This window comes from Candidatus Methylacidithermus pantelleriae (assembly GCF_905250085.1).
Lineage (GTDB): Bacteria > Verrucomicrobiota > Verrucomicrobiia > Methylacidiphilales > Methylacidiphilaceae > Methylacidithermus > Methylacidithermus pantelleriae.
Genome location: NZ_CAJNOB010000045.1, coordinates 25,135 through 43,412 on the forward strand (window position 1 = coordinate 25,135; position 18,278 = coordinate 43,412).

Genomic DNA, 18,278 nt, shown 5'->3' on the forward strand with positions numbered 1-18,278 from the left:
CTGCTTTGCAGGATGTGCGAGGCAATCTTTCGGGCCTTTTTTTCTCTATTAACAGTGCGGTTTGGTTTTGGAGAACGTGTATCCGGTCAGGGCGCTAATTTTCGTGCAGGAAACCCTGCAGTCTCGCTTGGGGTAGCGAAAATGGCGCCGGCTTTAGCCGTAGGCTAGTTGGGATCGCCGGTAGCTCTTCCTTTGGAGTCTTGCTTTTTGCTGGCGGTGGCAGCGATTTTGGCCGGGTAATGCTCGAGGAGGCTAGCCCCTTTTCGGAGGTAAACTGCGGCGAGGCTAGCCTGGGTGCATGGGTTTCCAGTTGGACCGGAGGATTCGTTACCTTTCGCTCTCCATGGCTGCGTATCGGCTCAGCCAAGGAGTTAGCTTCCCTTTTCTTTCCCTGCATCTTCACAATGAGGTTGGTCTTTCTTTGGGGGAGGTGGGTTTAGGAATCGGTCTTTTAGCTGGAGGAACCATTTTTTCCAGTTTGGCCTCTGGCTGGATGGTGGACCGAATGGGAAGGAAACCGGTAATCATTGCATCCGTTCTAGGTCTTGCTGTTGCATCCAGTGGGTATGCCAGTACATCGGATTTTCTCAGTTATCTTGGTTTTTGTCTGATTGGGGGGCTATTGGGTTCTGGGGCGTATGAGACCAGCCGCAATGCGATGGTGGCCGATTGGACACCAGTCGATCAACGAGGGCGAGCGTACGGGCTCTTGCGGATCGGAGGAAACGTTGGATGGAGCTTGGGTCCTCTTTTGGCGGCGTGGCTACTGGGCAAGGGGTGGGTAACCTACCGAGACCTTTTCTTTTTAGGAGCTGCGATTCATGGAGCACATGCCCTTTGGCTTGCCTTGGTCCTTGAGGAATCTTTCCCCCGGGAGCTGCAGGCAGATCAAGAATCAAGGGTTGCAGGCAAGTTGGCTTTTGAAACCTTTGTCCGTTCTCCCAGCTTGAAACAACTTACGTATTTATTTACCTATTCGGTCCTTCTGTACGTGGTGTTCACGCAAAATTGGCAGGCCGTTCCTGTGTATGCTCGGAACTTTTTGGGGATGCAGGATCGCGCAATTGGGATTCTTCTCAGCACCAACGGGACCATGGTGATTCTTTTGCAGGGCCCAATGGCGGCGTGGGTGGATCGGCAACAAAAGGCAAGGGTGCTAGCGATAGCGGCCGTTCTCTTTGCGGTTTCCGGCGCTATCCTTTTGGGCTGGCATGCAGGCTGGGCACTTTTTGTTTCCTTTACACTTTTCTTTACGCTGGGGGAAATGCTCCTTGAGGTGGGAGGACCCGCACTGGCTGCGGAACTAGCGCCTCCGGAAATACGGGGACGAGTTCTTGGGGTTTACGGGAGTGCGTGGGCCATTTCGTACACGGTGAGCCCGCTTTTGGCTGGATTTCTTTTGGATGCCAGACGGCCCGATCTTTTGTGGCTTTCCCAGGTTATTCTTTCTGCCATGGCTTTTATCCTAGCGACAAAGCTTGGGAGAACCCGTCCGTTTTTCGCTTGCAGTTGAGCGGCTCGGTTTCCTTCAAGCATCGGGCTCGTACGGGTAAGTCGCCTGGAAGTAAATGAGCAGTCAGAAGTTTTTCTTACTGTGGGATTGAATAAGGTTTGGCGGGATCGGTTCCTAAGGGACAGGTTACACCAGAGCTTGAGCATGCGCGGCAAGAGGGTCGTGTTTCACCGCACGGCAGCCACCCATCCGAGTTCTTTGCGATGCATTGTGCTTTTTTCCACGAGCCCAAGGAACCTTTTTGCGGATCAAAATAGGTTTTTGGGTAAGCCTAGTGTCAAGGACTGCGCCCAGAAACCACAAGACCCGCCGACTGGTATCATAGTAGCGCGGGATGAGCCGTCCCTCCTTGGGGCGATGGGCAATGAGAGCACCCCATAGCCCGCAAGCGCGGCCATTTACCTTGGCGTTCCCCAATATAGGGGAAAAAGAGTAGTCCTGGAAATCGTCGAAACCGTTCCCTTGGGGGTATCCTTGCCTCAGCAACGAGTTTTGCCGGTGGAGGAGCGTTGAGTTTTGGGGAATGGTCGGCCAAGCTTCCGGGATGTGTATTTTTTCGTATAACCTCCCTAAGGGAACCGGCGATCCCACTCGCGGGAGGAATTGCAGTTGGGTAAAGTGGAATATGGTGTGCATCCCTTGACGCGAGGCCGATGTGGCTATAATCCGCCGATCGTTGCTGCAACCCGGCAGGCCGGGAGCCAAACGAAGCCGTGCACCAGTTTACGTTTCATAGCTCGCAGTGCTCATTGCGGCTGGCGAAGGCCGATAGTACAGGACCGGTAAGGTCTTCAGAGGACAAGCAGTTGTCGCTACGCGGCTTTTCGGGTAGGTGTTAGACTCTTCTTGGCTAAAGGGGGATCAGACCTTTCAGCCGTTTCCGCAAGTGGTGACGTGGCGACCCACGTTGAGGACGGAGCGACCTCTGTCTTGCATCGACCAAGCGTGGCATCTCGCGGTTTAGGCTGCTCGGATCATAAGGAAAAAGGGCTAGCACATATCGAGTGATGTAGGATGCGGTCATCAAGCGGAGAGGAGGCGAACCTGGTGCCGGTTCAGTGCTGAGAGTTTTTCTTGCAAGGGCTTTGCCTCCCGGAGGTGCATCTACCCGGAGTAGAGTCTGCGGAGGGGAGAAACTCACCGGAGTTACCGAAGAGTAACTTCCGCCTAAGGAACGACTGGCCGGAAACCTTAGCCTCTTCGACAAGCTGTGTGGCCCCTCTCTAGTCGGGCGTGGGGAGGGAGCCCGAGGGCGCGCGGGGACAGTCGTTTGGTCTGTCTTTTGCCCGTCTTTCCGCTGGGAACGCCATTCCTTCCCATCACCGCCGCCTCGTAGATCTCAAAGCCCGTCTAGGGATGCCGCACCCACTACCTCGACGAGGAGCGTATGTGCAGTTACTCGCTTAAGATCCCTCGTCCAATTCTGCGCGATTATGCACGACTCTCTAGGACGCTAAGAGAATCCAGTGATTCTATTCCCAGGTAAACTTTGTGTCCGGTACTGCGACCACTCATTGAAAGCTTCCACTGATTCAAGCTCTCGCTGGAGCTGGGACATAACGGTGGCGTCGAAGCTGCCGGCGGGCTTGATCCAGCACCATAGGGGGGTTTCATCCCGGCAGACACACGGAAGCCCCTGACCACTTGGGCCACCTTTGCATAAGAAATTGGCGCGTTTACGGGCCAAGAACGTAACCTTATCGGTTTGCTTATCGTCGATTTAGAAGTAGACTGTGATTACGCCAAAGAAAATCACGCCTGCTTCCAGGTTCACAAGGCTAACTAGGCTCCCCAAATCTCTCGCTGACTTTTCATTGCGTTCGAAAAAATCCGCGACACGCTAAAGTTCGTAGGCCTCCACCACAGGCTCTCCTTCGTTGGAAAGGTGCTTGCTCCAGCCAGTTCCTGAGGGAAAGCCTGGGGGATCCCACCGTGCTCCGGTTGCCCTCTCTTAAAAGCCAGGCGATGGGAACATAGTTACGGACCTTTGTTTCACCAGCCGCTGCAAGGCCTTCACTGTACCTACTCGCCTCGGAACCTCATCCAAAACGCATCTCACGCTTGGCCAACGGACAGCCCAGGTACCGAACGGGCACTTTTCATTAGACCGTTCTGCAGGCGGATTCCCCTCGGCCCGTAGGCAAAAACCGGGCGAATCGACAGTCTCGGCGTCGATTTGGCCGACCAGGTTTACCGACTGTACCATATGCTAAACCGGGATAGCCCCGTCGTAAGGTCCTCAACGTTATGAGCGAGCCCGGCATATCGAACACCCATGAAGGGCGGCGCGGAGATAGACGATGCTTGCACGAGGACCCGATATCGCGTTCTGCCAATAGCTCAAGCTTTTCTATGTCTGTTACCTCATACTTCTGCTTTTCTACGAAACATGGTTCCTACGGGAAAGATCAATCGTTGGAAGGGGAGACCGGTTTGGGCTGCTTCTATTACAACGCTCACCGGAGGGACCATCGATAGGGAGACCCTTAAAAAAGATCTCTTGAACAAAACGGGAAATTAATGCGATGGCAAAAAGATCGTTCTCAGCAGCGAAATGAGGATCCCAGCTGCAAGGGAGATGGACAAAAGAAGGTTCACATTAATTTTTACAAGCCATACCAACGTAGCAACCAGAAGGAAGATTGTTAAACTTATGGGTCCGGCCAATGCGCTACGTGTTAAACTAACCGTGGCTGCGGTGATAATGGCAAAGGAGGCCGCCCGAATTCCTTCCAAAAAGTCGCATGCGATATCGTTTTTTTCGATCAAATCCAAAAGTCGTCTTGTTGTCGCTACGTAAAGAAAGGAAGGCAAAAAGATGCCCGCCGTACCAAGCAGTGCTCCCGGCAGCCCGTTTAGTAAAAATCCTATAAAGGTAGCGGTGGTAAAAACAGGACCGGGCGTAATTTGTCCGACCGCGATGGCGTCTAAAAGGTGTCTCTCGGTTAGCCAGTGATGCCGGTGGACGAACTCCGTTTGCAAAAACCCTATGAGCACATATCCACTTCCAAAGGCGATGGCCCCGATTTTGAGGAAAAGAAAGAATAGTGTGCTTTTCGCAGGCTGGGCGAGTGGAAGCCAAGGCGTCTTTTGGAAGGCAAGTATCCAAACCCAAGGGCAAAAAAGATGCGCTTTCCGGTGAAAGGAGATTCTCTTTATAGCCACCGCTGCCAGGCCCGTACCCAAAAGAACCCATGGCTCTCCGGTTCCGAGGATTTCTGCACCAAAAGCAGCGGCGGCAAGAAGCAGTGTCGTCACTGTCGGACAAGCTTTCGGAGCCAGCTGTTCGATGGCTTGAACCAAGACAACCAGAACCGCAGGGCGGACCCAAAAAAGCCCGTCCTGCAAGAAGGGAAGCGTATGAGCGTGAACGTAGCTCCAAGCAAAGAACGTGACCAGAAGAGCGGACGGAAAAAGAAAGCAAACCCCGGCAACCACCAACCCTAAGATCCCAGCTCGCCTTGCCCCCAGATACATCGCCAGTTCTGTTGAGGTCGGGCCCGGCAGAAGGCTTGCGGCTCCCAAAAGTTGCAAAAATTCCTCCGCACTGACCCACTGAAATCGTTTGACCAGCCACTGTTCCATGAGGGCCACGTGGGCGAAGGGGCCACCAAAGGCAAGGCTTCCTAGTAGCAGAAAGGTCTGGGCAACCTCTCGGACCCGAGCGAAGGACCGTCCGATGGGTGGAGAAAGCGGCTGGCGGGGCACAGGCAAACAAGGGGAGATTTTTCATCCACAATCAACCTTTGCTTGCTGTGTGCTGCGAAAAGGGTGGATCGTCCGGTGGGTAGGAGCTTATCTCATCCGACAACGATTCCTCCGGCAGGAACCGCCCGGAGCGGCTGCCGGTGGGGTGGTAACGTGGGTGGTCGAAGCTTCGTAACGGAAAGGCCCGCAAAGAGGGATGCGGGTCGGCCGGCAGGTCCTAACGCAAGGGAACGCTCTGCCCAAGCCACCAAATCGCCAATGTGGGCACCAAGCTTTTTTCCTGAGGAACTCAAGGTCGAAGTCTTTCTGGGAAGGAGAATCATCGGTCCACTGGGGAGAGCCGCCGGGTATGGGATAAGGGCATGTCTACCAAGGGCAAGGCCGAGCAGAGGGACGCATGTGGCTGATAGCGCAAGTTCGTCCCGGATCGGCCAACGGCTGGCCCGTGGGGGTTGCCGCAAGACCGGGTGGGAGCCGGATAGGTCCATGCAAGCTAAAGAGCTAAGGTCAGAAAAAAGCCCGAGCTAGGGAAGGGGGCTTCGCCCAAAGGAAACGTCGAAAAGGGTGGGAGCGCGACGAAGAGTCTAGAGCTTCTTTGCTAGGCTTGGCAGCTCTGGAGGGCGTTGGAGGGATAGCGAACCCGGATCGGAAAAGCTACCCTGGGCATGCTCTTGCGCCAGGGTTGTGCAAAAACCAAATGCAGGAGACCCACGCATTCGGTCGGATCGACCGGGGCATTGAAATGAGCGACGCAAAGAAAGACTGGATGCATGGCCATACCGAAAAGGGTAAGTCCCCGCTAGGGCTCTCCTCCTTCGAACTGGGTCATTCGTCGACTCTATATGGTTGGGAGTCAAGGAATGGTAGCGGAGCGAGTTTTGCTAGTTTCGTTCTCCCTAGATGATCGAGTAAACCCGCTGGAAAAAAAAGGAATACCCAGGTCCCGTTTGAGGAGAAGTTCGTTGGGTTCTTGGGCTCTTTCGGTACGCATTCGCTGCAAAAATTTGCCCTTGGAGATGGGCCGGGCTACATAAATCGGCACAAACCCAGGTAAGGCCACCAAGCTTCCCCGATTCCGCTTTCGAACGGCCGAATCGGGCTTCACGGTCTTTTCGGGCAAAGCACAAGAGTTCCAGGAAAAGACGACGGGATTACGTGGCTGCCGCGCTAGGATTCGAACCTAGAACACCCAGATCCAGAGTCTGGTGTGCTACCAATTGCACCACGCGGCAGTGGAAGGGCGATACGTACTATAGGCAGGTATTTCCCGGAAACAAGGTTTTCAAAGCCTCAAGGGAACTGGGGGTAAAACCCACACAGCGGAAACAAGCTTCGAGGCGTTTGGGCTTGTCCTGGGTCTTCGGGGATAAGAGTGGGGGTAACGACCGCTTTCGCCAGGAGGGTTTTCAACGGCGATCGTTCCGAGGAACCAGCGCGCGGTTGTTGACCGCGTTGCTCGGAAGGTTCTCAAAGAGCCGGACGCTGCTCAAAGAGAAGTCTTTCAGAAAAAGGTTCAGCATGGCGGGATTGACGCTCTGTCTTTTTGTGGGTGTCTCTCGGACAGGGGGAAACGACTTTCTGAGAAAGGTGAGCTTTTGATGGGGAGATTCTTGACCCGCGTGGCGTTCCACCCATAGCATACGGGCTAGCTATGTGGCCTCCCTTTCGGTTTGCGATCTGGATACTGGCTTTGGAGATCTGGCTGGCTTGGCTTCCCTGGGTCCAAGGGGCTCTTGTGTGGCGGCCGGGAGAAGGGTGGATGGACGAAAGCACAGGGGCGGGCCTTTCGGCTTCCTCGTCACGGGATCAACTCGAAATTGTGCATAAGTTGGAGGCCCAAGGGGATTACGAGGGGGCGCTTCAGGCCAGTAGGATTCTTGTGAGAAAATGGCCGTTTTCCTTTTTTGCTCCGGAAGCTCAGTTCAAGATTGGGCTGTACTTGGAGCGGCGGGGCGAGTTCTGGGAGGCGAATAAGGCTTACGATAAGATGGTGGAAAAATATCCCAATAGCCCGTTTTTCGATGAAGCATTGGAACACAAATTTAAGATTGGAAACCTCTACCTTTCCGGGGAGCCCAAAAGGCTGTGGCGGATCCCGGTTGGTTCCGCAATGGATCGTGCGGTCCAGATATTCGAAAGCATTGTTAAAGCTGCTCCTTACGGTCGGCTCGCCCCTGAGGCCCAGTTTCGATTAGGCTTGGCCAAAGAAAAACAGAAGAAGTTTGCTGAGGCTGTTACGGAATACAACAAGGTGCTGGAGAGGTACGCCAATAGTCCGGTGGCGAGTGAGGCGCAGTACCAAATTGGCTATGCATGGATGCAGGCGTCCAGGGAACCAGAATATGATCAAACGGCGGCTCAAAAGGCGATCGAGGCTTTTCAGGATTTCCTGGTTCGTTATCCGGATAGCGAGAAGGTAGAGGCAGCCAAGGGGCACATCGCCCGGTTGCAAGCCAAGGAAAGGGAGGGGACCTTTGCGATTGCGAAATTCTATGAGGAGCAGCATAACCTCAAGGCTGCTTTCATTTATTACAGCGATGTTGTCCGCCAGGATCCGGATTCCGAAGAGGGAAGGCTTGCCAAGAAAAAGGTGGAAGAGTTGCGACCCCGAGTAGAAAAGGACTTGGGCCTTCCTGAGGAGCGGTCGAAGTCGGTGGAAAACGACAAGCAGGCCAACGCCAAAACTTCGGATCGAGCAAATTTGCCTCAATAGTCATCGGCAGGGACCAGAAGTCTTGGGGTCGGTGAACGCACCGGCGAGCACCGTGAACTGGAAGGTGAGTACGAGGATTTCTGTGGCAGCTATGGCCCTTTTGGGTTGGCTCTTTGGGGGGTGTGCCGGGTACCGTTTGGGCAATATTGGAGGAGAGGCGGTTCAAGGGGTCCGGAGCATCTACGTTCCCATGGTGAAAAACGAGTCCTATGCTCCGGACTTGCAAGTGGTGGTAACCAATGCCATCCAGCGGCGATTTGATACCGATGGCACGCTCCGAACCACCGACTCAGACCATGCCGATGCAGAGCTCGAAGTGGTCGTTCGGAGGATCTACCGAGAAGCCCTCCGGCCGGAAGTTCTCGATCCTTTGGCGACCGCTCAGTATCGAGTCCATATCGAAGCCCAGGCAACACTCATCAATCGCAGGCTTGGACGGAAAACCCTCGACCATGTCAACGTTGACGGGGCGACCACCTACTTCACCCAAAAGGACATGGTAGAGGCAGAGCGGCAGGCTCTTCCGTTGGCTGCGGAGGATCTAGCGAAAAATCTGGTTTCTTTGGTCGTGGAAGGATGGTAGCCATGACGGTCTCAGAAGTTTCTGGTCATCGGCAAGCTTCGGTTCACCGACGACCTTTTCGGAACGACCAGATGGCGACTTTGGATGTCGTGGATGAGGCAAAAAAGGTTATCGCGATTGAAATCGAAGCCCTCCAGTTTGTTTCCCAAAAATTGGGTCCTTCCTTTGTCAAGGCAGTTGACCTTTTGCTTGTGACCGTTCGCAAGGGGCGAAAGATCATTGTTACGGGGATTGGCAAATCCGGTCACATTGGAACGAAAATCGCAGCCACCCTCACCAGCACGGGAGCTCCTAGCGTTGTATTGGATACGGTTAACGCTGCGCATGGGGATCTTGGAATCGTTTCTCGAGGAGATGCCGTTTTGGCCCTGAGTTACAGTGGCGAAACGGAGGAGCTGGTTCGGATTGTGCCCTATTTCAAGCGGATGCAGGCGCGTGTGATTGCCATCACCGGTAATCCCTCTTCCACCCTTGGCCAGAATGCTGAAGTCGTTCTTGACGTTTGCGTGCCCAAGGAAGCTTGTCCCCTTAATCTAGCTCCTACCTCGAGCACCATGGCTATGTTGGCTGTGGGGGATGCTCTGGCCATGGTCCTTTTGCAAAGGAGAGGTTTTCGGAGGGAGGACTTTGCCCGGTTTCATCCGGGAGGCAATATTGGGCGTAATCTTTTGTTGCGGGTGCAGGATATCATGCGACCTTTGGAGCGCGTGCCGGTACTCCCGCAAGAGGCTTCCGTTAAGGAGGCGCTTAGGGACTGGAACGCGAAACGAGCAGGGGCCGCTGTGGTGGTGGATGACAAGGGGAAGGTGATCGGGATTTTTACGCATGGGGATTTCGTCCGGGGCTACGAGCTTGACCCGGGAATTGGGGAGCTTCCCCTGGGCAAAGTGATGACACGCAACCCTGTAACGGTTCGCGTGGACAAACTGGCGGTGGAGGTGCTGCATCTGTTTCAAACCCATCGGGTGGATGACCTTATCGTTGTCGACGGTAAGCGTTTTCCCGTGGGTATGGTTGACACTCAGGACTTAACCAGGCATCGATTGCTATAGGAGGTGGGAGAGGTGGTCACGGCCAGCAACGTCACTCGAGGTCAAGTGATTCTTTACCAGGAGGCACCGTGTCTGGTGATGGAAACGATGCACCGAACGCCGGGCAATCTGCGAGGGTTCGTTCAGATGACGCTCCGCAATTTGAAAACAGGCCGGTCTTTGTCCGTGCGCTTTGCCTCCACTGATAAGCTTGAGGTTGTACCGCTGAGGCGCAGGAAGTACGAGTTTAGCTACCGGGACGGCACGACGTATCATTTCATTGATCCGGAGACCTTTGACACGGTGGAGCTGCCGGAATCCATGGTGACCCATGCCAAAGACTATCTTTCCGAGAACCAGCCAGTAGATCTTGTCTTTATGGAAGAAACTGTGGTAGCCCTGGAGTTGCCACCTTCGGTGGCCTTGAGGGTAACCGAGGCTCCTGAATGGGTGCGAGGAGATTCGGCCACAAACGTTATGAAACCGGCAACGGTGGAGACGGGGCTAGTCGTACAAGTTCCCCTTTTTATTAAGGAAGGGGAACGAATTCGAGTGAGCACCGAAGACGGGAGATACCTGGGTCGTGCTTAGGCCAATTACGCCGGGAAGCCGGTGGCAAGATGTTGAGGGCCTGGCGCGGTCCAGGGGTGAGGGAAAAACAGGAAAAACAGCGGGGCAAAACTTTGTGAGTTGCCGTGGGACCTTTCCCAAAGGAATTGGGGTTGCTGTAGGGTGGTGGAACTTTGAGCTAAGAATGGTCTTTTACCGTGGCCTAGTGCAAAACGGTTGCCGCAACGGGCAGAAGTAATGGAAGATCCTCATCCCCTCCAAATTTTTACGGGCAATTCAAATCGGGTATTGGCGCAAAGAATCGCCGATTACGTCGGCATTCCGCTTGGGGCTGCCTCGGTGAGCTCTTTTCCCGATGGAGAAACCTTTGTCAAAATCAACGAAAATGTTCGGGGACGCGACGTGTTTATCGTCCAGCCGACGTGCCCGCCAACGAATCATAACTTGATGGAGCTTTTGATTCTCATCGATGCGGCACGAAGAGCCAGTGCCCATCGGATCACAGCCGTTCTTCCGTACTACGGATACGCACGGCAGGATCGCAAGGACCAGCCCAGGGTTGCCATTACCGCCAAGCTAGTGGCTAACCTGCTAGTTGCCGCTGGAGCGAATCGGATTTTGACCATGGATCTTCATGCGCAGCAGATCCAGGGATTTTTTGATATCCCTGTGGATCATCTGTATGCGGCACCGGTACTTTATCACTATCTTCGCAAGAAGGATTTAAAGGAATTGGTCGTGGTTTCACCTGATGTGGGTGGCATCAAATTAGCATCCTCGTATGCGGCACTTTTGGAGGCCGGGCTTGCTTTAGTTGTCAAGCGCCGGATCGATCCTACCTCAACAGAAGCCCTTTTTGTCGTGGGAGATGTAGAGGGTAAGGATGTCCTCATTGTCGATGATATTGTGGAAACGGCTGGAACGCTTGTCTCAGCAGCTGCGATTCTAAAGCGCAAAGGGGCAGCCCGCATTTTTGCTGGGGTTAGCCATGCAGTTCTCAACGAGATTGCGATTCAGCGGCTACAGCAATCTGCGATTGAGGAACTCATTACGACCAATTCTGTTCCGGTGCGAGAGGTTGAAGGGGTACCGATTACGGTGCTGGATATTGCTCCGTTATTGGGCGAAGCAATCCGACGGATCCATAATGAGCAATCGGTCTCATCTCTTTTTCAAATCGACGGGAAGGTGATCACGTGAAACAAACGAAATCCCTTTTTACCGAAAGTCTTCTCAAACTATTGGAAGAAAACGCGCTTCGTTCGCTGGACACCTTAGCAAAGCTTTTGGGCCGCTCGCCGGAAGAAGTAGCTCAAGAGATTCGGAGGTTGGAGCAACAGAAGGTGATCCTTGCCTATAAGGTGATCCTGGACCAAGAAAAGCTCCAACGTCATGTCGTTCAGGCAGTGATTGAGGTTAAAATTACCCCCGAGCGGGGAGGCGGGTTTGACCGGCTGGCCTCCCGGATTGCCCATTATCCGGAGGTCCGTTCCTGTTTCCTCATGAGTGGCTCCTATGACCTACTGGTGTTTGTCGAAGGGCGCAGCCTGCGTGAAGTAGCGACCTTTGTCTCCGAAAAACTCGCCACCCTTAAAGGTGTGCTTTCAACCGCTACTCACTTTCTCTTAAAGACGTACAAGGAGCAGGGGGTTCTAGTAGGCGAGCCCGAAGAAGGAGACAGACTAGCCATTTCGCCGTAAGATTGGGGGCGGCGCGTCTCCAAGCTGACCATGGGAATGAAACATCGACCGAGGGAAGCGGGGGAATTCATCGCCCGCCATGTGCGTTCGGTTCCACGTTCTGGGATTCGCGATTTTTTCGAGCTGGTTCAAGGTGTACCAGATGTGGTTTCGCTCGGGATCGGAGAGCCCGGGTTTGCTACGCCGTGGCATATTCGGGAGGCAGCCATCTATGCTTTGGAAAAGGGCAAGACCGGCTATACCTCCAACTTGGGTCTATGGTCTTTACGAGAATCGATCGCCCAACGCCTGGAGGAGCGCTACGGGGTTCAGTACGATCCGGCCAGCGAAATTTTGATAACGGTGGGAGTTTCGGAAGGGCTTGACATTGCCCTGCGCTCCGTACTGGAACCTGGAGACGAAGTGCTCTACCACGAGCCTAGCTATGTATCCTATGCCCCCACCGTTGCTCTTGCCCACGCAAAGCCGGTCCCCATTCCTTCTTCCTTTAGTACGGGATTTCGATTGGACTTCGATCGATTGCAAACTAGCCTGAGTCCTCGTTCCAAGGTGCTCATCCTTAATTTTCCCACCAATCCGACAGGAGCTATGCTCTCTCGTGACGAGCTGGAAGAAGTCGCACGGTTAGCCCAGCAATGGGATCTTTTGGTCATAAGTGACGAGATCTATTCGGAAATTACCTACGAGGAACCGCATTTTTCCATCGCGGCGCTTCCCGGGATGAAAGAACGTACGATTCTTTTGGATGGCTTTTCGAAAAGCTTTGCGATGACCGGATTCCGGATTGGTTATGTTTGTGCGCCCGCTCCCTTGATTGAAGCGATGATGAAAATTCATCAATATACGGCTCTCTGTGCTTCGATTATCAGTCAGGAGGCAGCGATTGAGGCGCTGGAAGCCGGAGAGATGGATATCGAGCGGACTCGCCATGAATACCGGTTGCGACGGAATTTCCTGTGGGAATCCTTTCAGGCCATGGGACTCCCCAGTCATAAACCTAGGGCGACTTTTTATCTCTTCGCTTCCATCCGGGACACGGGTCTTTCTTCCCGGCAGTTTGCGCTCGAGCTTCTGAAAAACCAAAAGGTAGCAGTGGTCCCCGGTGATGCTTTTGGACCTTCCGGTGAGGGGTTTATCCGGTGCAGTTTTGCGGCGAGGATGGAAGTGTTGGAAGAGGCTGTGAAACGAATGGAACAGTTTCTCCATCGACCCTCCGCAAAGAAACCCGCGATTTCCATTGCGTGAGGAGTGGCGGATGTGCGGAGCGCGCCATGGGGCATCGAATGTGGTGGATGATCGAGATTTTCATCAACCGGAATGACGTCGATCCAAAGGTCTACCAAGGGATATGGTGTTCGAAGGATTAGTGCGACGCGTCTTGACCGGAACCGTGGCTAAGCGAACGGCAGCACTACTGGATGCGATCTGCGCCGAACGTAGCTAGCCGGTAATCTCTGAGGAGATCTGGCCGGATCATCTTGACCTCTTTGTTGTCATTTCGCCTGCCATCGCCCTGGACGATTGCCCTCAAGGTGCTTAAGGGCGTCAGGGCAAGGCGGCGGTTCCAGCATTTCTCCGAGCTACAGAAGCGTCTGTAGGACGGTCAACTGTCCTCGCCGTGGTACTCCGTCGGTACGGCGCGGGCAATATCGGCGCCCGAGACCCTCTCCCGCCTCCTCGAGGGCTCTTAGGATGTTACCCGAAGGCAATGAGCCATGATACGCACGCTGTCGATCCAACGCGACGTTACGGCGCGGCAAGCAAGATCGCTTACTAGACCTGCTGGGTCTACGGCGACGTTGGCAACTGGCTCGTTCCCATCTCCCATCGTGCGCGAGTACTTCGTCTGGAACAAGGGTAGCCCTGTATCAGCACGCCTAACCCCATGCTGCACTAGCCAACGCTGTTAGGCGCCCAGATGTGCTGCAACACCATTTTTACGGTCTGCAAGGCATACAAGGCAGAGAAGAGGTGGGGATAGATCAGCAAGGAAGCGCCCGTTCCGGGGTATCCGCTTTGCGTATGTCGGTGTGCGTTTCGACAAGCGCGCCTACGCCTTTGAGGATAAAACCGTCATGCTCTACAGGATCGATGGAGGCATTACCGTCTCGCTGCGTCTGGACGACTACCCAAAGCGCATCGTTACTTCCGGTCGGCCGAAGGGACCGGACGGGGTCTTTCGCGAAAGGATGTGGTGTCCCTAACTCCTCGTCGAAAGGGAGGATAGGCAGGCTCGGGCATCCGGCACCGTCTTGGGCGCAGATGTCGGGCGAAAGAATTTCGCCGCCATAAGCACAGGCAAAACTTTTGGCGGCGGAAAAGGTGGCCGACAAGCGCGACTACTCTCTTGCCCTTGGGGTGTCGTCGTCTTCTGTCCAACGGCAGCCAGCGCGCTAGACGGAAGCTCCGGCAGGTCTCCGGCAAAAGGCAAAAGGATCCGGCGCGTTCGGCACACGAGCCGCGAAACCGAGTCGAGCTATCGCCGAGGGCGCCACCAAGGCGCGGATCGCCAGGACCGGGATGGGAGACCTCACGCTCATCCGCGACCGGATCAAAGCCGGCAAACGCCTGCGTGCTTGTAGGCATCGCTGGGCGTGGCGGCAGCTGCCGTTCTTCGTCGAGTACAAGGAAAGCGCGGTGCGCATCGCGGTCGACTACGTCGATCCACCCTCCACTAGCCAGAGCGATTTGTGTTGGAGAGCTCTAGGGAAACCCTTGTGACATGGTTTGGAGTTTGCTGGCTGTGGTCTCCGGGGCGCATAGCGACTTGGGGGAAAACCGGAAACCTCGCGCCGACTGACGAGGCCGCGGCTTCGCCAAGGGCGCCAGGAAACACACCTGACGTTGGGAGCGTGGGGAAGGTCAGCCATCTGTGGGCTTTACAAGAAAGGGCGCGATTTCAGTCGCGGGTTCTTTACGTCCTACCCAAGGCAGCCTTAGCCTTGCGGAACGTAAAAGCGAACTTATCGTCGGCTGGATTAACCTGCGGGAAAGTTTGACAGGAAAGCTCTGTCGGGCTCTCTGTACTAGATAGAGTGTCTCGATCGACGATCCAACGCGCGGAAGAGCAAAAGCTTCGCCAGTTCTCTGTTTTCATGGAGAATAAGGCGGGCCGGCTCTTAGAATTGGTTCGCTTGTTTGCTGATAAAAACGTTCATATTGTCGCTCTGACGATCCTGGACACAGCCGATTCCGCAACGGTACGCTTCATGGTGGACGATCCGTGGGCGGCTCGGGAACTCCTTCAAAAGCATCACATCCCTTTTACGGAAGCGGTCATGGTAGGGGTAGAACTTCCCCATGGGGCTGAGGATCTTCCGATCGTTTTGGCAGTCCTTCTTCAAGCCGAAATCAATATTTCTTTTACCTATCCGCTCCTGGTTCGGCCGTATGGCAAGGCGGTTCTTGCTATGCATTTAGAAGACGATGAGTTGGCTTCGCAGGTTTTGATTCGGAACGGATTCCGGGTGCTGACCCAGCTAGATATTAGTCGCTAGCCGCTTTCTCTCGGCTGTACTCCCAAGTCGGGTAAGAAGTTCTGGGACGTTTAGTGGTTCGTGGTCAAAAAATCGGCGTAACACCAACGGAAAGAGCAAAGGAGGTATGCCGCCATTCCGCATGAGCCAAAAAGAATCAAGTTGCGTTGGGTTGATAGGAGGGCATGGCTGATCGTCTTTTTGAAAGAGGAGGCAAGGGCGGGAGCGACCTGTTGGATCCGGGACGCCATTGAAGGAAAAGGGGGGAGAAAGGCGCTGGATCGGCGGTTTGTTCATCTTTAGGATGAGCGAGATTGGTGTCCGCTGGGATGGCGAGTGATGGATATCTTTTTGAAAGCGGGAGATTCGAAAAGATGTTGGTCCTGTGGGATGGAAGGTTTCTAAGAAGAGGAGGTAGCTGTGTTACAAGGGATGGATCCCCAAGGCAAGATACGTTGCGCCGGCGGGTGGATGGGATGGAGTAAGCGAGCTTTGGGTCCGTTCGGCTCAGGGGTCAATTGCGACAGGTGCAGAACTTTCCCTTTCTACCCAAGGTAATGAAGGAGCTGACACTCCGAGATGACATCGAAGTTCTAGCACCCACGGGCTAAGCGCGGCAGGGAGGCTGCCTGCCCAAGATCACGACTGTTCACACAGTTCAATGTGCGACGATAACAAGAGTGGAGCCCCTTTTTCTTTTTTCTCCTTACGCTAGGCCTGACCAGGGGAACAGGATTGGGGTTTGAAGCCAAAAACCAAGAGCGGTTGGAAACGAGGGGGTCGATCTTCCGGCTCCAGTAATTGGACTCCTACATTTTGTAATCCTGCGCTATCGAACCAGGCAACGAGATCCATCTCATGAAATCCGAGCCATAAATCGCCGTAGAGTGTGCGCGCGGCTTCGAAATGATGACGCCGTAAGTCGAGGACAAGGAGCCGTCCTCCCGGTCGGAGAATTTGCGTCGCTGCCAGGATCGCCTTGGGAGGGTCCGGGGCGTGGTGGAGTGATTGACTCAGGATGGCAATGTCGACAGTCTCCGGTTCGATGGGCGGATCGGTAAGATCGCCCAATCGATATTCCACATTCTGGATCCCCTTGCGTTGCAGTTCTCGCCGGGCAAATGCGACCATTTTCGGGGACAAGTCAACCGCAATGACTTTCCGGGCTCTTTGTGCAAGAAGTTGGGCAAGCCATCCTTCCCCGGCTCCTAGATCGGCCACGACGGCTTCGGGTACAAGCTGGGCCAAAAGAGGTCCGACCGCAGCCCAACCCCGTCCAGGGCAGCCGGCTTCCGAAAGTCGTCCTGCCACTTTGTTAAAGTGTTTTTGGGCTTGAAGCCGTCTTTTGGCAAGGACCAGAGATAGTGACTTCTGATCCTGGGCCAGCTGGGGTGTCCCTTCCAAAAGGCTCCAAGCGGCTTCGACAATGCGAAGAGTCGACGGCGGCAACGTGCGCTCCAAGCGGTAAAAGGTTCTTTGCCCCTCTTTTCTCCCGACGACCAAACCGAGGTTTTTTAAGACAGAAAGGTGATGGGAAATCGCAGGCTGGCTGAGTCTTAAGCTCTGTTCCAATTCGGCGACCGATAATTCTTGATGCCGGAGAAGAGAGAGGATTCGGAGCCGGCGGAAATCCGAAAGGGAACTCCACAGGCGGATTCGGTCTGATTCTTGATTAGCCGAAGAGGGGCTTTCCATCAATGTATTTGGATAGCTTAATTCTTTTCCATTGCCAAGGCTTCTCCCTTTGGCATAGAGTAAAAACGTATGGCTAAAAGGTTTATTTTCGCCTCCGAATCGGTTACTGAAGGCCATCCGGACAAGGTTTGCGATGGGATTTCCGACGCTATTTTAGATGCTTGTCTCGCTCAAGATCCTGGGAGCCGGGTTGCGTGCGAGGCCTTCGCGAAAGGGAATCTTGTGGTGGTCGGTGGAGAGATTTCGACACGGGCCGACGTCGACCTCGTTCGCATGGTTCGAGAAACGGTGCGGAAGATCGGATATACCTATTCGGATTGTCTCTTTCATGCTGACCGGCTCTATGTGCTCAATGCGGTCAGTCGGCAAAGTCCGGACATTGCCCGAGGAGTGGATCCCTCGGCGGAAGATGGGAGCCAGAAGGACCAAGGGGCTGGCGACCAGGGACTCATGTTTGGTTTTGCTTGCCGCGAGACCCAGGAACTGATGCCCGCCCCGATCACATTTGCCCACCGTTTGGGAAGACGGCTGGCCGAAGTCCGAAAAACGGGCAAGGTTGGCTGGTTGCGTCCGGATGGCAAGACCCAGGTTTCTGTGGAGTACGAAGGGCGAAAGCCGCTGCGCGTCGATGCGGTTGTGGTTTCTGCCCAGCACGCGCCCGAGGTAAGCCAAAAGGAGGTTGAAGAGTTTATCCTTGAGGAGGTAGTGAGAAAGAGCCTGCCGCCGGAGTTTCTCGATAAAAAGACCCGGTATTTCGTCAATCCGACCGGCCGCTTTGTCCTTGGAGGCCCGGAGGCGGATGCGGGACTGACTGGACGGAAAGTGATCGTGGATAGCTATGGGGGAATGGCGCGTCATGGTGGGGGGGCGTTCAGCGGGAAGGATCCTTCGAAGGTGGATCGGAGCGGAGCCTACATGGGCCGGTATGTTGCCAAGAACATTGTGGCGGCGGGGTTGGCGGAGCGGGTAGAAGTCCAGTTTGCGTATGTGATTGGTAAGGCAGAGCCGGTTTCGATTGCTGTAGACACCTTTGGAACGGGAGTGGTGCCAGACGAGAAACTGGAACAAGCTGTCCGGGAAGTGTTTGATCTTCGACCCGCGGCGATCATTTCCCAGTTACGACTCTTACGTCCCATCTATCACAAGACCACCTTCTACGGGCACTTTGGCCGCACAGAGGATCTTGAGAGCATCACCTGGGAGCGGACGGATCAGGTGGAAAACCTTATCCGGGCGCTGGGATAAAAGAAAAAGCCTAGCATCCACTAAAGTTTGGGATCCTGCAGAGT

At 54.6% G+C, this 18,278-nt stretch carries 18 protein-coding genes and 1 tRNA gene; 13 read left to right on the forward strand and 6 right to left on the reverse strand.

The window, feature by feature from the left end:
* Positions 1-298 precede the first annotated feature (298 nt).
* The gene (locus tag KK925_RS08560) at positions 299-1,513 is read left to right on the forward strand and encodes an MFS transporter (protein ID WP_174582296.1); all 1,215 of its coding nucleotides are present in this window, start codon (positions 299-301) and stop codon (positions 1,511-1,513) included.
* A gap of 2,517 nt (positions 1,514-4,030) precedes the next feature.
* Here the strand turns inward: KK925_RS08560 and chrA are convergent.
* Positions 4,031-5,221: a chromate efflux transporter gene (gene chrA, locus KK925_RS08565; protein WP_174582297.1), complete on the reverse strand. Its 1,191-nt coding sequence runs from the start codon at positions 5,219-5,221 to the stop codon at positions 4,031-4,033.
* On the opposite strand from chrA, the gene KK925_RS08570 reads away from it, so the two are divergent.
* Entirely contained in the window at positions 5,193-5,396 is a 204-nt protein-coding gene (locus tag KK925_RS08570) for a hypothetical protein (RefSeq protein ID WP_174582298.1), read from the forward strand. The two genes, chrA and KK925_RS08570, sit on opposite strands and share 29 nt — an antisense overlap.
* 423 nt (positions 5,397-5,819) lie before the next feature.
* On the opposite strand, the gene KK925_RS08575 is transcribed toward KK925_RS08570, so the two are convergent.
* Together KK925_RS08575 and KK925_RS08580 are read right to left on the reverse strand one after the other, a co-directional pair.
* The gene (locus KK925_RS08575; RefSeq protein ID WP_174582299.1) at positions 5,820-5,999 is read right to left on the reverse strand and encodes a hypothetical protein; all 180 of its coding nucleotides are present in this window, start codon (positions 5,997-5,999) and stop codon (positions 5,820-5,822) included.
* 378 nt (positions 6,000-6,377) lie between these two features.
* Positions 6,378-6,453: transfer RNA gene (locus KK925_RS08580), tRNA-Gln, on the reverse strand.
* 419 nt (positions 6,454-6,872) lie between these two features.
* Here KK925_RS08580 and bamD point away from each other — a divergent pair.
* From bamD to KK925_RS08615, 7 genes are all read left to right on the forward strand, one after another.
* A complete protein-coding gene (gene bamD / locus KK925_RS08585) occupies positions 6,873-7,934 on the forward strand; it encodes an outer membrane protein assembly factor BamD (RefSeq protein ID WP_174582300.1) in 1,062 nt (353 codons plus the stop codon).
* A 31-nt stretch (positions 7,935-7,965) separates the two neighbouring features.
* Positions 7,966-8,517 carry an LPS assembly lipoprotein LptE gene (gene lptE / locus KK925_RS08590; RefSeq protein WP_236027901.1) on the forward strand — a complete coding sequence of 184 codons (552 nt, stop codon included), beginning with the start codon at positions 7,966-7,968 and terminating at the stop codon, positions 8,515-8,517.
* Between the two features lie 2 nt (positions 8,518-8,519).
* Positions 8,520-9,569 (forward strand): KpsF/GutQ family sugar-phosphate isomerase, encoded by a 1,050-nt coding sequence (locus KK925_RS08595; protein WP_236027895.1) that lies wholly within the window; start codon positions 8,520-8,522, stop codon positions 9,567-9,569.
* Between the two features lie 3 nt (positions 9,570-9,572).
* Entirely contained in the window at positions 9,573-10,139 is a 567-nt protein-coding gene (efp, locus tag KK925_RS08600) for an elongation factor P (protein WP_236027896.1), read from the forward strand.
* A 216-nt stretch (positions 10,140-10,355) separates the two neighbouring features.
* Entirely contained in the window at positions 10,356-11,318 is a 963-nt protein-coding gene (locus KK925_RS08605) for a ribose-phosphate diphosphokinase (RefSeq protein WP_174582303.1), read from the forward strand.
* Entirely contained in the window at positions 11,315-11,818 is a 504-nt protein-coding gene (locus tag KK925_RS08610; RefSeq protein ID WP_174582304.1) for an Lrp/AsnC family transcriptional regulator, read from the forward strand. Before KK925_RS08605 ends, KK925_RS08610 begins: the two co-directional genes overlap by 4 nt.
* A gap of 36 nt (positions 11,819-11,854) precedes the next feature.
* Complete coding sequence (locus KK925_RS08615; protein WP_174582305.1) at positions 11,855-13,063, forward strand: pyridoxal phosphate-dependent aminotransferase; 1,209 nt, start codon at positions 11,855-11,857, stop codon at positions 13,061-13,063.
* Positions 13,064-13,505: 442 nt separating this feature from the next.
* On the opposite strand, the gene KK925_RS08620 is transcribed toward KK925_RS08615, so the two are convergent.
* The gene (locus KK925_RS08620) at positions 13,506-13,646 is read right to left on the reverse strand and encodes a hypothetical protein (protein WP_214096438.1); all 141 of its coding nucleotides are present in this window, start codon (positions 13,644-13,646) and stop codon (positions 13,506-13,508) included.
* A 154-nt stretch (positions 13,647-13,800) separates the two neighbouring features.
* A complete protein-coding gene (locus tag KK925_RS08625; RefSeq protein WP_174582307.1) occupies positions 13,801-14,151 on the reverse strand; it encodes a hypothetical protein in 351 nt (116 codons plus the stop codon).
* Between the two features lie 187 nt (positions 14,152-14,338).
* Here KK925_RS08625 and KK925_RS08630 point away from each other — a divergent pair, with 187 nt between their 5' ends.
* From KK925_RS08630 to KK925_RS08640, 3 genes are all read left to right on the forward strand, one after another.
* The gene (locus tag KK925_RS08630) at positions 14,339-14,539 is read left to right on the forward strand and encodes a hypothetical protein (RefSeq protein ID WP_174582308.1); all 201 of its coding nucleotides are present in this window, start codon (positions 14,339-14,341) and stop codon (positions 14,537-14,539) included.
* A 314-nt stretch (positions 14,540-14,853) separates the two neighbouring features.
* Positions 14,854-15,315, forward strand: coding sequence for an acetolactate synthase (locus tag KK925_RS08635; RefSeq protein ID WP_236027897.1), 462 nt, complete (start codon positions 14,854-14,856; stop codon positions 15,313-15,315).
* 141 nt (positions 15,316-15,456) lie between these two features.
* A complete protein-coding gene (locus KK925_RS08640; protein WP_174582309.1) occupies positions 15,457-15,597 on the forward strand; it encodes a hypothetical protein in 141 nt (46 codons plus the stop codon).
* A 408-nt stretch (positions 15,598-16,005) separates the two neighbouring features.
* Here KK925_RS08640 and KK925_RS08645 read toward each other — a convergent pair whose 3' ends face one another.
* A complete protein-coding gene (locus KK925_RS08645; protein WP_214096439.1) occupies positions 16,006-16,989 on the reverse strand; it encodes an ArsR/SmtB family transcription factor in 984 nt (327 codons plus the stop codon).
* A gap of 69 nt (positions 16,990-17,058) precedes the next feature.
* Here KK925_RS08645 and metK point away from each other — a divergent pair, with 69 nt between their 5' ends.
* The gene (metK, locus tag KK925_RS08650) at positions 17,059-18,234 is read left to right on the forward strand and encodes a methionine adenosyltransferase (RefSeq protein WP_174582311.1); all 1,176 of its coding nucleotides are present in this window, start codon (positions 17,059-17,061) and stop codon (positions 18,232-18,234) included.
* Positions 18,235-18,278: the final 44 nt, after the last annotated feature.

Bases quoted from the DNA above. Each gene is read 5' to 3' on its own strand.
- KK925_RS08560 (WP_174582296.1), top strand. From the start codon at position 299: ATGGGTTTCCAGTTGGACCGGAGGATTCGTTACCTTTCGCTCTCCATG.
- KK925_RS08570 (WP_174582298.1), top strand. From the start codon at position 5,193: ATGGGTGGAGAAAGCGGCTGGCGGGGCACAGGCAAACAAGGGGAGATT.
- KK925_RS08575 (WP_174582299.1), bottom strand. From the start codon at position 5,999: ATGGCCATGCATCCAGTCTTTCTTTGCGTCGCTCATTTCAATGCCCCG.
- bamD (WP_174582300.1), top strand. From the start codon at position 6,873: ATGTGGCCTCCCTTTCGGTTTGCGATCTGGATACTGGCTTTGGAGATC.
- KK925_RS08595 (WP_236027895.1), top strand. From the start codon at position 8,520: ATGACGGTCTCAGAAGTTTCTGGTCATCGGCAAGCTTCGGTTCACCGA.
- KK925_RS08605 (WP_174582303.1), top strand. From the start codon at position 10,356: ATGGAAGATCCTCATCCCCTCCAAATTTTTACGGGCAATTCAAATCGG.
- KK925_RS08615 (WP_174582305.1), top strand. From the start codon at position 11,855: ATGAAACATCGACCGAGGGAAGCGGGGGAATTCATCGCCCGCCATGTG.
- KK925_RS08620 (WP_214096438.1), bottom strand. From the start codon at position 13,646: ATGGGAGATGGGAACGAGCCAGTTGCCAACGTCGCCGTAGACCCAGCA.
- KK925_RS08630 (WP_174582308.1), top strand. From the start codon at position 14,339: ATGGGAGACCTCACGCTCATCCGCGACCGGATCAAAGCCGGCAAACGC.
- KK925_RS08645 (WP_214096439.1), bottom strand. From the start codon at position 16,989: ATGGAAAGCCCCTCTTCGGCTAATCAAGAATCAGACCGAATCCGCCTG.
- metK (WP_174582311.1), top strand. From the start codon at position 17,059: ATGGCTAAAAGGTTTATTTTCGCCTCCGAATCGGTTACTGAAGGCCAT.